The 17467-nt window shown below is 31.7% G+C and carries 14 protein-coding genes; all 14 read right to left on the bottom strand.

Annotation, left to right across the window (positions count from 1 at the left end; translation table 11 throughout):
• Positions 1 to 14: 14 nt before the first annotated feature.
• Positions 15 to 992, bottom strand: coding sequence for a UDP-glucuronic acid decarboxylase family protein (locus B0A68_RS07515; protein WP_035682429.1), 978 nt, complete (start codon positions 990 to 992; stop codon positions 15 to 17).
• Positions 993 to 1030: 38 nt separating this feature from the next.
• Positions 1031 to 2422 (bottom strand): nucleotide sugar dehydrogenase, encoded by a 1392-nt coding sequence (locus B0A68_RS07510; protein WP_035687881.1) that lies wholly within the window; start codon positions 2420 to 2422, stop codon positions 1031 to 1033.
• Positions 2423 to 2950: 528 nt separating this feature from the next.
• Complete coding sequence (locus B0A68_RS07500) at positions 2951 to 4021, bottom strand: Wzz/FepE/Etk N-terminal domain-containing protein (RefSeq protein ID WP_035682433.1); 1071 nt, start codon at positions 4019 to 4021, stop codon at positions 2951 to 2953.
• A 6-nt stretch (positions 4022 to 4027) separates the two neighbouring features.
• The gene (locus B0A68_RS07495; RefSeq protein ID WP_035682436.1) at positions 4028 to 6463 is read right to left on the bottom strand and encodes an SLBB domain-containing protein; all 2436 of its coding nucleotides are present in this window, start codon (positions 6461 to 6463) and stop codon (positions 4028 to 4030) included.
• Between the two features lie 46 nt (positions 6464 to 6509).
• Complete coding sequence (gene rfbB, locus B0A68_RS07490; RefSeq protein WP_035682438.1) at positions 6510 to 7556, bottom strand: dTDP-glucose 4,6-dehydratase; 1047 nt, start codon at positions 7554 to 7556, stop codon at positions 6510 to 6512.
• An 11-nt stretch (positions 7557 to 7567) separates the two neighbouring features.
• A complete protein-coding gene (locus tag B0A68_RS07485; RefSeq protein ID WP_035682440.1) occupies positions 7568 to 8575 on the bottom strand; it encodes a mannose-1-phosphate guanylyltransferase in 1008 nt (335 codons plus the stop codon).
• 45 nt (positions 8576 to 8620) lie between these two features.
• A complete protein-coding gene (locus B0A68_RS07480) occupies positions 8621 to 9904 on the bottom strand; it encodes a nucleotide sugar dehydrogenase (RefSeq protein WP_035682443.1) in 1284 nt (427 codons plus the stop codon).
• A 283-nt stretch (positions 9905 to 10187) separates the two neighbouring features.
• Positions 10188 to 10658, bottom strand: a complete 471-nt coding sequence (locus B0A68_RS07475) for a UpxY family transcription antiterminator (protein WP_035682445.1) — start codon at positions 10656 to 10658, stop codon at positions 10188 to 10190.
• Between the two features lie 69 nt (positions 10659 to 10727).
• Positions 10728 to 12119 (bottom strand): UDP-glucose 6-dehydrogenase, encoded by a 1392-nt coding sequence (locus B0A68_RS07470; protein WP_035682448.1) that lies wholly within the window; start codon positions 12117 to 12119, stop codon positions 10728 to 10730.
• Positions 12120 to 12141: 22 nt separating this feature from the next.
• Entirely contained in the window at positions 12142 to 13125 is a 984-nt protein-coding gene (locus B0A68_RS07465) for an SDR family oxidoreductase (protein ID WP_035682451.1), read from the bottom strand.
• A gap of 9 nt (positions 13126 to 13134) precedes the next feature.
• Positions 13135 to 15576 carry a polysaccharide biosynthesis tyrosine autokinase gene (locus B0A68_RS07460; protein ID WP_035682454.1) on the bottom strand — a complete coding sequence of 814 codons (2442 nt, stop codon included), beginning with the start codon at positions 15574 to 15576 and terminating at the stop codon, positions 13135 to 13137.
• Positions 15577 to 15590: 14 nt separating this feature from the next.
• On the bottom strand, positions 15591 to 16385 hold the full coding sequence (locus B0A68_RS07455) for a polysaccharide biosynthesis/export family protein (protein WP_035682456.1): 795 nt from the start codon (positions 16383 to 16385) through the stop codon (positions 15591 to 15593).
• 70 nt (positions 16386 to 16455) lie between these two features.
• On the bottom strand, positions 16456 to 17076 hold the full coding sequence (gene recR / locus B0A68_RS07450; protein ID WP_035682457.1) for a recombination mediator RecR: 621 nt from the start codon (positions 17074 to 17076) through the stop codon (positions 16456 to 16458).
• 18 nt (positions 17077 to 17094) lie between these two features.
• Positions 17095 to 17460, bottom strand: a complete 366-nt coding sequence (locus tag B0A68_RS07445) for a CoA-binding protein (RefSeq protein WP_035682459.1) — start codon at positions 17458 to 17460, stop codon at positions 17095 to 17097.
• Positions 17461 to 17467 lie beyond the last annotated feature (7 nt).

Below are 17467 nucleotides of genomic sequence, written 5' to 3'. Positions count from 1 at the left end.
TTTAATAAATCGGATTAATTAAAACTTTTATTTTCTTTTGTCTCTATCAATTGCTCACTACTAAATTTCCTAAAATAACTATATGTGATCTTTAGCCCTTCTTCTCGTGATACTTTAGGTTCCCAGTTCAAAATAGCTTTAGCCTTTGTAATATCAGGCTGTCTCTGCTTTGGATCATCTTGTGGAAGCGGATGGTAAACAATTTTTTGAGAAGTTTCAGTTAATTTTATTATTTCTTGTGCAAAATCATTCATTGTGATTTCGTTTGGATTACCAATATTTACAGGAAAAACATAATCTGACATTAAAAGCCTGTATATACCCTCAATTAAATCATCCACATAACAAAATGATCTAGTTTGTGTCCCATCTCCGAAGATTGTCAAATCTTCACCTCGCAAGGCTTGCCCAATAAATGCAGGTAATACTCTTCCATCATTTAAACGCATTCGAGGACCATATGTATTAAATATTCTAACAATTCTAGTTTCTATTCCGTGAAAAGTATGATAAGCCATAGTAATGGCTTCTTGAAATCTTTTGGCTTCATCATAAACACTTCTAGGTCCAACAGGATTTACATTCCCCCAATATGTCTCAGGTTGAGGATGAACATTTGGATCCCCATAAACTTCCGAAGTTGATGCAATAAGAAACCTAGCTTTTTTTTCTTTTGCTAACCCTAACAAATTATGAGTTCCTAATGAACCGACTTTCAAAGTTTGAATTGGAATCTTCAAATAATCAATTGGACTAGCTGGTGAAGCAAAATGCAAAATATAATCTAATTTACCTGCAACATGAACATAGTTAGAAACATCATGATTGTAAAATTCAAAATCCTTATGTGGAAACAGATGTTCTATATTTTTTATATCACCAGTTATTAAATTATCCATCCCAACAACCTGATAACCTTCTGCTATAAAACGGTCACATAAATGCGATCCTAAAAAACCTGCCGCTCCTGTAATTAAAATTCTTTTTCTCATTTAATTGTTTTGTAACTAAATTATTACATAAAAATATCTTATTGACCAATTCCTTGATACCTAAACCCAATACTTTCTAATTCTACTTTATTCAAAATATTTCTCCCATCAAAAACAAAAGCTGGTTTTTCCATATTATCATATATCCTTTGCCAATCATACTGGACAAATTCATCCCATTCTGTAAGTATAGCAATTGCATGAGCTTTTTCACAGGATAAATATGGATTATCAAAAGTGATAACGCTATTTTCATTTTCCTCCGAAGTTCTCGTTTCAAGATAATCCAAATCAGCAAGGATTTTTTTTCTAGATACTTTTGGATCATAAACTACAATTTTGGCTTTCTCGTTAATCAAATCATCAGCAACATAAATAGCCGCAGATTCACGAGTATCATTAGTATCCTTTTTGAAAGCCCAACCTAAAAAGGCAATCTTTTTATTGGCAGCAGTGTTATAAAGTGTTTTCAGCATATTATCTGAAAAACGACGTTTTTGATGATCATTCATAATAATTACCTGCTCCCAATAGTCTGCAACTTCATTCAATCCGTATGATTTTGAAATATAAACCAGATTCAATATATCTTTTTGAAAACAAGAACCACCAAATCCAACTGAAGCCCTTAGAAATTTTGAACCAATTCTGCTATCCATGCCAATGGCTTTAGCAACCTCGTTAACATCTGCACCTGTCTTCTCACAAAGCTCAGACATTGCATTTATAGACGATATTCTTTGCGCCAAAAATGCATTAGCAGTTAACTTGGACAACTCTGACGACCACACATTTGTTGTCAATATTTTTTCTGGACTTACCCAATTTCTATAAATATCAACTAAGGCTTGAATTGCTTTCTCTCCTTCTGCAGAAGTATCTCCACCAATTAAAATTCGATCTGGATTCAATAAATCCTGAATGGCACTACCCTCAGCTAAAAATTCAGGATTAGAAAGAATTTGAAACTTCAAACCGTTCCCTGTTGAGTCAAGAATACTCTTAATAGCTTCAGCAGTACGTACTGGTAAAGTAGATTTTTCAACTACAATTTTATCATCTTTCGCTACTTTTGCAATCTGTCTCGCACACAATTCAATATGTTTCAAATCAGCAGCCATACCTTTTCCTTTTCCGTAGGTCTTTGTTGGAGTATTTACTGATATAAAAATAATTTGTGCCTCATCAATTGCTTTATCCACTTCCGTTGAAAAAAACAAGTTTCTACCTCTAGATTCTCCAACAATTTGAGACAATCCAGGCTCATAAATTGGAATATTATTAGTATCTTCATCATTCCATTCTAAAATTCGTTCTTCATTCAAATCAACGACTGTAACCTGAATGTGAGGACATTTTTGTGCTATAACAGCCATTGTAGGACCTCCAACATAACCTGCTCCTAAACAGCAAATTTTTGTAATTTTCATCAATTATTATTTTACTTTTATTTTATTGTGTATTTTTTCAAAAGTTAACTTAATTATTTCTTTAAATTTCCATTTCTTTTTGAGTAATTCTCTTCTCAACTCTGAACTGGAAGATCGATTGCCTCTATTATTCAAAATACAATTCAATTCTTCTAGTCTCATAATACATTCTATCTGTAAAATTTTGTTCTCTAAATAATCCTCAACAATTTTAAGGAATGTAACATATATTCTAAATATTGTTCTATTGCATAAGTTACAATTTCACACACAAATTTAAAGTTCTTCAACTGAATATATCGTTTAGCAACAGTCTAAGCTGATCTATTTTCTCAGGATGGTCCACCGTAGAATCAGTTTGCAAACCAACAATGAAATAACCATACTCACTTTTGGCCTCTTCGAATGTTTTTATATTCCCAGTTACTAGTCAAAAGAAATAAAGTTATTATTACTTTTATATTATAACTTATTTTTCTTACGTAGTTAAAAAACTTGAGCCTTAATTAATTTAAACTATAAGCTATATTAAACTAATATATTTTTCAATATTTTCCTCATAATTAATCCCAACACAACTAAAAATCCTCCCAAAAAACATCCAATCATTAATCCTTTTGCTTTACCAAAACGTTCTTTTGGTAATGGCAAAATAGGTTGGTCAATAATCTGAATTAAAGGAGTTTCTTTACGTAAGGTAACCTTAGCTAATTCAGATTGTTTTACTAATTCTGTGAGTATTGCAGTATTGGCTTGAACATCCACCTGACTTCGAGCAACAGGAGCGCGGCGTACATTTAATGCAGGATTTAAATTAAATGTGTTATCATTTGCAACAGCAACTCTGGTAATAGAACCATTTAACTGACCTCTAATAGAATCCAGTTGTCGTTGCAAAATATCCATATTTATCCTAGCTTTCTTACTCTTAGTATCTATATAAAAATCAGACACTTGCCTTGCTAATGCTTCGCAAAAATATTTTGCAAATAATTCATTTGTTGATAGCACGTCTATACTAATAATTGATACTTTTTTATCTTTCTGAGCAACACTTAAGCCAGACTTAGATAAATTTTGGTACATTACACCCAAAATGCTATCTTGTACTCTTGTAAAGTTTTTACGATTTGGGTTAGGTAAAAACTCAATATTTGAAAATTTAGGATTTTTTTTCCATATCTCTCTCCATTTATTATTTTGAATGTACATCTCCGCTAAAGAAATTTCCCTTTTATTGAGATAAACTGGAGATAACAATGTTTTTTCAACCATTGATCTCGACTTAAATAATTCTGTTAGATTAGATCCTGTAAAAATTCCTCCTCCGCTACCTCCTAGATCTAATCCAAATGAACTAGCTAAACCTAGAGCCCCACCTAAACCTCCTCCTGCCTTTTCATCCTCTAAGGCAAAAGATAAAGTTGCAGTATATATAGGTTTTTTAGTTAAGGAATAAGTTAATCCTAGAGCAGCACCAATTATTCCTGCTAAAATAATAATTTTCCATTTCGAAAGTAAATAGTTAGTACATTCCTTTGTCTTTAGAACTAATTCTTTTAACGATATTTCATCGTTCCCTATAGTTTTATTATCCATTAAAATTTATTTAAAAGCAGTAACTATCAACAATGCCAAACTAGCAAAAGCAGTTCCAATACCGGCCCATTCTCCTGCACTCATTTTCTTTCTTTCAGGTTTTTCAGGTACTACAATTTGTGAATCTGGCTCCACTCTAGGGTATGATCTAAAAAACAAAAATGAGCTAGTTACTGCCGCTTTACCATTAGGATATATTATATATGCTTTTCTCTTCCAGCCTTTACTGTCTACACCCCCTACAGAATTTATATAATATTTAAAACCTTTTCCACTTCTATATGGGATTTCAGATGTTAAAAGTACATTTCCAGTTACTTTTACACCTTCATTATATACTGCTACATCAATTTCATCTCCAGGAAACAATGTAACATTGGAATAGTGATTTTTATCTTTTACAATTTTTTCCCAATTCACAGGAATCGTAACAAACTTTAAATCGTCTTTTAATTTCTTAGATAATTTATCTTTTACTGTATCACCTTTTGATAAATTTAAGTCTATTCTTTCTAAATCTTCAATCTGTTCTGCTTTAATAGGCCTCTTAATCTTCATACCATCCAAATTAGCGATAGATGTTAATCCTCCAGCTCTCATTACTACATTATAGACTGTTTCCTTTTTGTTGGCCAAAACATATTTGCCTGGATAGGTGACAGCGCCGCTTATAATAATCATTTGTGGTTTTTCATAAACAGCCATTTTACGAACGTTTATAACATCAAAAGGTTTTAAAATAAAATTTTTGATTTGCTCATTGTTATCTACTGTAATTTCCAACTCAACTAATTCTACACGTTTTGGATCTGCATCATCAATATTATCTGATTTTACCATTCTGGCAATTTCAACTCTTTTAGATGCTGAACCTGTTAAACCTCCAACCTGTACAACTAAATCATTTAAGGTTAAATTTTCAAAATATTCATATTCGCCTGGATTTTTTACTTCGCCATCAATTGTTACTTTATATTCCTCTCTAAAATCTAAAATAGAATAAACAGTTATAATATCTTCTCTTTTTAATTGAATATCAGCATTAAAATCTCCTGACAATGCTGCAGCTAAATCTACATTTACAATTTCAGTTGTTAAATCTGTTTTTAAACGTATAATTCTTGCTCGTTTGCTGTAAGCATCTTCCGTTAGTCCCTCAGCTCTTGTAATAAGATCAGAAATTCTCATTCCTTCTTTAAAAGAATAATAGTCTGGTCTAAACACTGCTCCTTCTATTTTAATACGATTCTCAAAACGATTCAATATCTTAGTAACTCTAAATACATCACCAGATTGAGGTTGATAAGAATTGTATTCACTTTCGTTTATATCATGAACTTTAAATTCCTTACCTGTTTTCTGCACAACATTTACAGAAGCAGTGTAAGCAAATTCATTAAATCCAGAAGCAAAATTCAATAAATCAGCAAAAGTTTCGCCTTTTTTCATCTCAAAAATTCCTGGACGTTTTACTTCACCTTCAACGTTTACTCTTTGATTGTAAGCAGGAATTCTAATTACATCATTATCTTTTAAACTAATATTATCCGATTGATCTCCTTTAACTAAAAATTTATAGATATCAATATTTTTAAGGACTTTATTATTTCTGATTAATTCAATATTTCTGTAAGTTCCATTTTTACCTGGCCCCCCTGCTAAATGCAAAGCATTATAAACTGTTGCCAAGGATGAAATTGAATAATTACCGGGTTGTTTTCCTCCAACGACAGTTATCTTAATTGTACGAATGCGACCTAAACTTACACTCACTTGTGATTGTCCAGATCCAACTGTACTGTAAACTCTTGCTATTGCAACTTTTATTTTTTGAGTAGCTGCTTCTATTGACATTCCTGATACAGCTATTTGCCCCACATAATCAATTGTGATTTTTCCTTCTACACTTACTGGGATACTTGCATTATATTCCTGAACTCCATAAACACTAACTTGCAATTCGTCTCCAGGACCCAAAATGTAGTTCATTGGAGTTGCTAATTTTAAATCTGGTTCAAAATTTAATGTTGGATTATCGAATAATTCAGATCCAAAAATTAAAGCATTAGCAGAATCTTTAATTTTTACATTTTTAATTTGTTCTTGTCTTCTACCAAATTCAGAATCTCTACTTGTTGCTTTTCCTTTACTATTATCAGCGTCAATATTTACAGGCTTTTTTTTCTCAAATTGAGCAAGCTTTAATCTAAGCTTATTGAATTCGGTTTGACTCATTCCTTTAGACAAAGCCATTGGTTCAACTTGGTCAATAGTTGCATTGTTACTTTTTAGTTGTGCGCTAATCTTCGATATATCATCATCAGACAAATAATCTACTTGCATAGTGCTTAAATCTTTAGATCTAAGTATATCTTGCGCATGTATATTAGATGATGTAAGCAAAATAAAAAACAGAATAAGAACGTACGTTATTTTTTTCATGTAGATTTAATCTTAAAGTAATTAAGTTTAATTAAAATGATTAGTTTTATGAATATTGTTTTTTATAATAATCTTTATAAGATCCAGACGTTACATTTTGTAACCAATCTTCATTATTTAAATACCAATTTATTGTTTTCTCCAAGCCTTCTTCAAAGGTAACAGATGGTTTCCAACCCAATTCTTTATTTATTTTTGAAGCATCGATAGCATATCTTAAATCGTGACCAGGTCTATCCTTAACATAAGTTATTAATTCTTGCGATTTTCCAGATTCTCTACCCAACTTTTGATCCATGATCTGGCATAATAATTTTACTAAATCAATATTCTTCCATTCATTAAATCCTCCAATATTATAGGTTTCATGATTCTTTCCTTCATGAAAAACTAAGTCTATAGCAATTGCATGATCTTCAACAAATAGCCAGTCACGTGTATAATTTCCATCTCCATATACTGGCAATGGTTTGTTATTAATAATATTATTTATAAATAACGGAATCAACTTTTCTGGAAAATGATATGAGCCATAATTGTTAGAACAGTTCGTTAAAACATATGGCAAACCATACGTCTCTCCATAAGCCCTTACAAAGTGATCTGAACTTGCTTTTGAAGCAGAATACGGTGAATTAGGATCGTAAGGTGTTGTTTCAGTAAATAAACCTTTGCTTCCTAGTGAACCATATACTTCATCTGTACTTATATGATAAAATCTTTTGCCTTCAAAATTTCCTTTCCACTGGTTTTTTGATGCATTTAACAAGTTCATCGTGCCAATAACATTTGTTCTTACAAACGCTAAAGGATCTTCAATGGAACGATCAACATGTGATTCTGCTGCTAAGTGCAAAACACCATCAAAATTGTGTACTGCGAAAAGTTCATTTATAAAATTTTCATCCACAATATCCCCTTTTACAAATGTATAATTGGATTTATCTTCTATATCTTTAATATTCTCAAGATTACCAGCATAAGTCAGAGCGTCTAAATTAAAGATCTCATAATCTGGATATTTATTAACAAAACGTCTTACTACGTGAGAACCAATAAAACCAGCTCCACCAGTTATAAGAATCTTTTTCATTTAAAATTTAATTAATTTAATAAATCTGAATTTTGTTTTTCTAATGCACTGTAAATATCTTTAACATCTTGTGAGTTTTCTTTTTGCAAGATTAAGTTTGCGGTATTTGTATGTACAAAAATTGTGTTTTTTAATCCTAAAAATGTGGTATGAATGTCACAGCCAATTACCATATTTCCGTTTGCATCTACAGCATGTCCTTTTAGCATCAAATATTCATAAACTGATTCAAAAGAACCTAAATCTGACCAAGAGAATGAAGCCGGAACAACTTTAATCTTTTTGCTTCGTTCCATAACCGCATAATCTATACTGATTGATGGAATTTCTATAGATGAATTAAGATCTAAAAAACCATCTTTATTAGACTCCCATACTAATTTTGATTTCTCATAAACCTCAGGTTGAAATTGTTTCAACTCGTCTAAAAGAACGCCTGCTTTGAAACAAAACATTCCGCTATTCCATAAAAAATTACCTTTAGAAATAAATTCTTTTGCTGTAGTTTCATTTGGTTTTTCACGAAATGAAATTACTTTATCACCCTTTGATTCTATGTAACCATATCCAGTTTCGGGTTTCGTTGGAATAACTCCAAAAGTCACAATAAAACCATCATTAGCTTTTAAAATAGCTTCATTAATAGAGCTATTATAGTTATCCATCAAATCTATTATATGGTCTGATGGTGTTACTATTAATATATCTTCTGGATCTGATGCAAATGCAGCAAAAGCAATCGCAGCCGCAGTATTTCGAGGAGTGGCTTCCACTATATTAACATAATTAGTATCCGTTTTCTCCATTACTTTTCCACTTAGATGATGGTTATCAACATTCCCTACGACCATAACTTTACTTGCTAAATGACTATTACGATCAACAGTCATTTCAAATAAGGATTTACCCTCAAAAATTTCTAAATATTGTTTTGGCTGGCTCTTACGCGAAAGTGGCCATAATCTGCTTCCAACTCCTCCTGTCAAAATTACATGAGTTACTATTTTATCTTTAATCATATTTATCTTTAATCATAATTTTTAAATAAAAAAAAGAATTTTAAGCTATAGCCTATTATCAGCTAATTTGCCTAAAACTCCTTTTACATCATATAACAAACTATTTGTTTTTTGTAATTGTGTAAAATTTAATTCTAAAAATTCATCATGTGACACTCCTAGAACAATTGCATCAAATTTATTATTTGGAATACTGTTAAATGTTATAAGATTATATTCTTTTTTTACATCATTAGCATTAGCTAACGGATCATAAATTACAACTGAAATTCCATATTCAGAAAGTGCCTTAACCACATCTACAATTTTAGTATTTCTTACATCTGGGCAGTTTTCCTTAAATGTTATTCCAAGCATTAATAACTCAGCTCCATTAACAGAAATTCCCTTTTTTATCATCAACTTAACAACCTGAGATGCTATATATTCTCCCATGCTGTCATTCAAACGTCTTCCTGCCAGTATTATTTCAGGATGATATCCAAATTCTTGAGCTCTTTGCGCTAAATAATAGGGATCAACTCCAATACAATGCCCTCCAACTAAACCAGGTTTAAAAGGTAAAAAATTCCACTTTGTGGCAGCTGCAGTTAATACTTCATGAGTATCGATATTCATTAAATTAAATATCTTAGCCAATTCATTTACAAAAGCTATATTGATATCTCGCTGTGAATTCTCTATAACCTTTGCAGCTTCAGCAACTTTTATTGAAGGAGCTAAATGAGTTCCAGCAGTAATAACTGATTTATACAATTCATCTACTTTTAGTCCAATTTCTGGAGTTGAGCCTGATGTTACTTTTAAAATTTTTTCTACAGTATGTTCTTTGTCACCAGGATTAATTCTTTCTGGAGAATATCCCGCAAAAAAATCTTCATTAAATATTAATCCAGAAAATTTTTCAAGCACAGGAACACATTGTTCTTCTGTAACTCCAGGATAGACTGTAGATTCGTAAATTACGATATCGCCCTTTTTTAGAACCTTACCAACTGCCTCACTTGATTTATACAAAGGTGTTAAATCTGGCCTGTTATTTCTATCTACAGGCGTAGGTACAGTTATTATAAAATAATTACAATTTGCAATATCACTTAAAGAAGTTGTACAAAGTAAGCCATTGTTAACATTAATGTCATCGACCAACACCGCCTTTAATACATCATCTTCTACTTCTAATGTAGAATCAACACCAGATTTAAGACCAGCTATTCTTGATTCATTTATATCAAAGCCAACTACCGGATATTTAGTTGCAAATAATCTAGCCAAAGGCAGACCAACATACCCTAATCCTATAACTGCTATTTTTATATCTTCTTTCATTTAAAATTTACTTTATTCACAACAAAACACGGCTACGCCCTTCCAAGTCCCTTTTTTTTGTCCTGGTTATCAAAAGTATAATCCCGGCAAATATAGCATTTAAAGTCAATTTATTCAATACGGCTTCCCGTAATCTCTTAAAAAACTTACACTTTTACTTACTTAAAACAGCAAACTACTATCAATCAGTATGTAATAATTTACTTTACAAAAAAAACAGAAAACAAAATTCAAAATAATTGAAATTTCATTTTCTGTTTTAAACATTTTATTAACACAACGATTATATCGAATTATATTTTATTTTTAATATACAGCCTAAAGATTCCAAAACTAAGATACAATAAGTTTTTGAAACTTCCTGAACAATTCCGCTTTGATTACTAAAAACTCCGGATTCTAATTTTATTTTATCCCCCACCTTAATAGTAGTTACTGAGATATCACTAATGTTTTCAGCTTTTAAGCTCGTTTTTATTGTATTGATCTCTTCATCTCTAACTATGGCCGGCTTACCAAGCCAGAACAAATATCTTACCACACCAGCGACTTCAAATACAGCATTACGATTACTATCAGCCAGCCTTACAAAAACATAGGAATTAAAAAGCGGTACTTCGACCTTTTTTTTTCGATCAGACCATTGCTTGACTTGAGTAATTATTGGACAGTAACATTCAATACCTATTTGATTAAGTTTCTCTGCAACTTTTTTTTCCCATTTAGGCTTTGTATATACAACGTACCAATTCATAATTTGTTATTTACTTTGAAATAAATTTTATCTACTGCGATCTGAATAAATCTTATTTCTTAAGAAGCTTTAAGATCCTATTCCTTTATATATGAATCCGATTGTCTCTAACTCTTTTGCATTCAATATATTTCTACCATCAAAAATAAATGCTGGCTTATGCATAGAGTCATAAATTTTTTGCCAGTCATAAGTGGTAAATTCATCCCATTCTGTTAAGATTGCAATTGCGTGAGCTCCTGCGCAAGATTCGTATGGATTTTCAAATATTGTCAATGCATTACTATTTGCCTGAGCAGAACGTGTTTCTAAATAATCTAAATCACTTAACATTTTGGTCCTTGAAACTTTCGGATCGTAAACTGAAATTTTGGCTTGCTCATTAATCAAATCATCGGCTACATATATTGCAGCAGATTCTCTAGTATCATTTGTATCTTTTTTGAATGCCCATCCTAAAAAAGCAATTTTTTTATCAGCAACCGTATTGTATAATGTCTGAACAATTTTATTGGAAAATCTTCTTTTCTGATGATCATTCATTATAATAACTTGTTCCCAATAATCTGCTACTTCGTTAAGTCCGTACGATTTTGCGATATACACTAAGTTTAATATATCTTTTTGAAAACAAGAACCTCCAAAACCAACAGATGCTTTTAGAAATTTAGAACCAATCCTGCTGTCCATTCCTATAGCTCGTGCTACTTCTCCAACATCTGCTCCAGTTTTCTCGCACAATTCAGACATTGCATTAATTGATGAAATACGTTGTGCTAAAAAAGCATTGGCAGTAAGTTTGGATAACTCTGATGACCAAACATTTGTTGTCAAAATTTTATCTTTGTCTACCCAATTTGCATAAACATCTACTAAAGCCTTAATTGCCGATTCTCCTTCTGGAGTAGTATCTCCTCCTATTAAAATTCTATCTGGATTTAATAAATCTGTAACAGCAGTCCCCTCAGCTAAAAATTCAGGATTTGATAAAATCTGAAATTGAACACCGTTTCCTGTATTATCTAAGATGCTTTTTATTGCTTCTGCTGTTCGCACCGGCAGAGTAGATTTCTCTACAACAATCTTATTTTGCTTGGCAACTTTAGCGATTTGTCTGGCGCATAATTCAATATATTTTAAATCAGCAGCCATACCTTTCCCTTTTCCATAGGTCTTAGTTGGAGTATTCACAGATATAAAAATAACTTGAGCTTCGTCAATGGCTTTTTCAACTTCTGTCGAAAAGAAAAGATTTCTTCCTCTCGCTTCGTCTACAATTTCTGAAAGTCCAGGCTCATAAATAGGTATATTATCTGTATTGGGATCATTCCAATCTTTAATTCTCTGTTCATTCAAATCAACAACAGTCACTTGTATATGCGGGCATTTTTGTGCAATAACAGCCATTGTAGGACCTCCGACATAACCAGCACCAATGCAGCAAATCTTAGTAATTTCCATTTAATCTATTATTATCTTGATTTTATTTTAAATTGTTCCAATACCAACTCACGGCTTCTTTTAATCCTTCTTCTAAAGAATATTTCGGATTATAACCTAATATTTTTTTTGCCTTATCGATACTCGCCAATGAATGCGGAATGTCTCCCGCTCTATTCGCCCCATAAACAATGGAAACATTTTCAATTTTTGAGTCAAATTCAGATAAATATTTTTTTAAATATTTAACTAAATCATTCAAGGTATTTCGATCTCCAAATGCTGTATTATAAACAGTATTTACAGCTTCTGGATTTTGAGTAGTTATCGCCAACTCATTCATTTGTATAACATTATCTATATAGGTAAAGTCACGAGAATAATTGCCATCTCCATTAATTACCGGACTTTCATGGTTCATTAACTGCATTACAAATTTTGGTATAACAGCAGCATATGCTCCATTTGGATCCTGTTTTCTTCCAAAAACATTAAAATAGCGCAAGCCTATAGTTTCTAAACCATATGTTTTACTAAAAATCTCTGCATATAATTCGTTAACATATTTAGTAATTGCATAGGGAGATAATGGTTTACCGATTACATCTTCAACTTTTGGCAATCCTTGTGAATCTCCATAAGTAGAAGAACTAGCTGCATAAACAAATCGTTTTACTTTTGCATCGCGAGAAGCAGTCAGCATATTTAAGAAACCCGAAACATTAACATCGTTTGTAGTAATTGGATCGTTGATCGATCTTGGAACAGACCCTAATGCTGCCTGGTGCAATACATAATCTACTCCTTCAACTGCCAGAATGCAATCTGCAATATTTCTAATATCTCCTTCAATCAATGTGAAATTAGGATGATCTATAAAACTTTTTAAATTATGACGATGACCGGTTGAAAAATTATCTAAACAAATTACTTTATAACTAAGTCCTAAAAAATACTCAGATAAGTTTGACCCTATAAATCCTGCCCCTCCAGTAATTAAAATGGTTGTTGTTGCTGATGTTCCCATTATTTCAATTTAGTCTTTTTTGAATTTATCAAAAATAGTTTTAAAAAAACCTGTTTTACCTTCTTCTTCATGATATCCGTTAGAATAAGCTCCGTATCCGTAGCCATAAGTAGATCCGTATTTAGCTTTACTTTGGTAACCGTTTAAGACGATACTGGCATTGTTTAATTCACCTCTTTTAATCCTCGTGTTTAACAACGTTATCATATCTTTTTTAGTATAATTCTGCCTTACAATATACAGCGTGACATCAGCATATTGAACTAATTCTAATGCATCTGCAACCAAACCAACAGGCGGTGTATCTAAAATAATATAATCATATTTTAACTTTAGCTCCTCTATAAATTCTCGCATCGCATCGCTCAAAATAAGTTCTGATGGATTTGGAGGTATTGGCCCTGACAGGATAACATCGAGATTTTCAATTTCTGTTGAGTTTGTAATTTCTGCAAGGCTATTTTGTTTGATCAAATAATTCACTACACCTAATGGCGTTTTTAGACCAAATTCGTCTGCTAACCTTGGCTTTCTTAAGTCCAAACCAACTATAACTGTCTTTTTTTCGCTTAAAGCAAAAACTGTCGCAATATTTATAGAACAAAATGTTTTTCCTTCTCCACTTATTGAAGACGTAATCATTAAAGTTTTAGAACCACTAACCTGCTGTTTTTTATATAAAAACTGCAGAGAAGAACGAATTCCTCTGAAAGCTTCTGAAAGTGCAGATTTTGGTTTATCAAATACAGCTAAACTCAAAGAATCTTTATTCATTCCTATTACTCCAATTAATGGAATTTGAGTTAACTTATTAATATCATCTACGTTTTGAATTGAATCATTAATGAAAAAGATTCCAAAAACAAATAATAAAGGTACTAAAATCCCTAAAAAGAGGGCCAGTACATAGTTTACAGAAGTTTTGGGACCGATTAAACCTTCGCCTATATCTTTTGCAGGATCAATAAAATGAATATCGGATAAATTGGAAGCTTTCACAATTTCAGCTTCATTACGTTTTTGAAGAAATACGGTATAAATGTTATCATTTAAATCATATTTTCTTTTAATTTTCAATAATTCCTGCTGTTCTTCCGGAAGTCTTCTAACAGCACTTTCTGCCTGGCCCAGTTTTGCATTGACCAACGAAAGATCGTATAACAATGATGTTTTTGCTGTTGCAATATTTTCTAATAAAACATCCTTAACAGCACGCATTTGATTATCAAAATCCTTGAAAATTTTATCGCTTTTTACCGCATATGCCATTTCTGATCTTTGGGTAGAAAGCGCAATTAATCTAGAGACGCTACTAACAATATTAGGATCTTCGATTCCTGCAACAGATGGAGCTGGTAAACGAGAATAATCTTCACTGCTGTTTAAATAGCTTTTTAGAGAATTATAGTAGGCAATTTTTCTGGAAACCAAGTCTTTTTCAACATCAAAGTCTGTTATCTTCTCAGAAAATTTGGCACCTCCTTCTTCAATTTCAAAAATATTTTTGTCCTTTCTAAAAGATTTTAATTCGTTTCCTGTTTCTTTTAGCTGAGATTCCATCGCTACAAGCGTACTGTCAATAAATCGTATTGTATTGGTAGCAAACTGATTTTTACCATCAAGTTGAATCTTTATCAGCATTTTTACAGTCGAATTTAAATATTCGACCAGTCGGGCTTTATTAGTACCCTGCAATCCCAATGTTAGTATTGATCCTCCTTTATCTTCAGAGCTAACATTTATTCCTTTATAACGAGAAACTGTACTATCAAAATCATTGAATTTCACAAAATATTCTTTCCCTACATAAAGTCCTGGATTATCATTAATTTGAAGTTTCCAGGCTAAGAAAGGAAGTACAACTTTTTCACCGACTTTGTATCTTTTCACAGCTTCTTCAGGCTCTACTGCCGTATTAGAATAGGAGTTTTTAGAATAGGTAATTAATGAAACTGATTTTGTTTCAAAAGGAATTTTGATCTCATATTCATTACTGCTTAAAAATTTAATACTTATTAAAGTATTTACAAGCTGTCCTTTTGATTTGTCTATACTTACATAAAAAGGAACAGCGCCATAAGAATCAATCAAATTATATTTTCCTTGTTCCAGATAATCGATATAAAATTGAAGTTTATCTACAACCAGCTCATTATGTGATCGGGACTGAAGAATTGTAGTAATACCGTTTACCTGATCTGAAATTCCTCCCCAATTAAAAACTAAACTTGTATTTGAGGTAAAAAATGGATTACTTTCTTCTTTTATAGAAACCAGCGTCTGCATTCCGTAAATCTTTTCCTTTCTGACATTTACCTGATATGCAATTGTAAACGAAATTATTAAACTTACCAAAAACCATTTCCAATAACTTACAATTTTTAGCAAAAACCCTTTAAAATCAAAATTTGAATGATTTTCAAAAATGGAAAAATCTTTTATATCTAGCATCTTTTGATTTAGTTTTAATTTTTAAGAATTAAATAAACTGTTGTTGCCAAGGACAATAAAGTAATAATTGTAGCGATTGACTGTATCCCAGTCTGACCTGTTCCCCACGTTTTTTGCCTTAATGGTTTTACATAAATATAGTCATTGGGCTGCAAATTATAATAGGGCGATTTCATCACATTTACGTCTGTAAGATCAATATCATTCATCTGTACACCTGTGGGAGTCTGACGAATTATTGTAACTGCTTTTCTATTTCCTACCGTCGTAATATCACCGGAATTTGCTATTGCTTCCATAATATTTACATTATTTTGAAATAGTGTTTTTGTTCCTGTGCTCCCAACTTCTCCATTAATAGTATATCTAAAACCAGCCAATTTAATGGTAACAAAAATATTTGCTTCACTTTTAAAATATTCTTCAAGTAATTTCTTTTCAATTTTAACGCGAACTTCTTCGAGCGTATATCCTATTACATTGATTTCGCCTAATAGCGGCATTCTGATATTTCCATGATCATCAACTGTAAATCCATCAAAATATAATGATGATTCATTTTTTCCTCCCGACGTTCCAGAGCTTTCCGTTGTATTAAAAATTGATACTAATTTAGGATCAATAGCTTTTATACTTATACTTAAAACATCATTTGCCTGCAGTCTATAAGGTTTTACTCCTGCTTCAGCAATTGTATTTTGCTCTGTCGAAGTATTTTTATCTTGTAGATACACTAAATCTTTCACAGGAATACAAGATGTAAACAACCCATTAATTAATAGCAAAATATAAAAACTCTTTTTTGTCATTGGTTAAATTTTATGGCAAATATATGTTTTCCTTTAGTCATCAGGAAATCTAACTTTTATTTGATTCTATTTAGTTGTTTTTGAAAGTTTTTTCAAACGGAACACGATGAAGAATACTTCTTCCAAGCGTTACTTCGTCTGCATATTCTAATTCATCTCCAACAGATATTCCTCTGGCAATTGTAGAAATTACAATTTCAGATTCGGCAATTTGTTTGTAAATGTAAAAATTAGTGGTATCTCCCTCCATTGTCGAACTTAGAGCAAAAATAATTTCAATTACATTTCCTGCTTTGACTTTTTCAACTAAACTGGAAATATTCAACTGACTTGGTCCAACTCCTTCAATTGGAGATATTTTCCCTCCTAATACATGATAAATTCCTTTATACTGACCTGTGTTTTCAATAGCCATAACATCTCGTATATCTTCTACTACACATACCAGCTGATGATTTCTCAAAACATTAGCGCAGATCTCACAAACTTTAGTATCGGATATGTTATGACAGTTTACACAAAACTTAATATCTTCTCGCATATTTAATAATGCTTGAGATAAAAAACCTGTTTGTTCTTTCGGCTGCTTTAACAGATGCAATACCAGACGCAATGCCGTACGCTTACCAATCCCTGGCAATTGTGACATTTCATTGACTGCTTTTTCTATTAATTTTGACGAAAATTCCATGACCGCAAAAGTAATATATTAATATTGATTGGTAGCCAATAAAACTAATGTACAAGCAACTTCTGCCTTAATATTATTAAGCTCTAACAATTGGTACAATTCTGGGTTTTCGGTTCCCGGATTAAAGATTACTCTTTTTGGCTGCGCTTCAACGATATAATTATAATAATCACGTTGACGACTTGGATTTAAATATAAAGTTATGGTATCAATATTTTTTACAGGAACTGCTTTGGTCTGAATTTTAACTCCAGCCACTTCTCCTGTATTCTGACCTATTGCTAACACTGTGTGTCCTTTCTGCACTAAAGCATTTACTGCTCTAAAGGCATATCGTTCTGGTTTAGTAGTAGCACCAAGAACTAAAGTTTTTTTATTTTTCATTATCATA

Origin of the sequence: Flavobacterium reichenbachii (assembly GCF_002217435.1) — a bacterium.
GTDB classification, from domain to species: domain Bacteria; phylum Bacteroidota; class Bacteroidia; order Flavobacteriales; family Flavobacteriaceae; genus Flavobacterium; species Flavobacterium reichenbachii.
The sequence above is the reverse complement of the archived record's forward strand: the minus strand, read 5'-3'. Positions and strand labels throughout refer to the sequence as shown.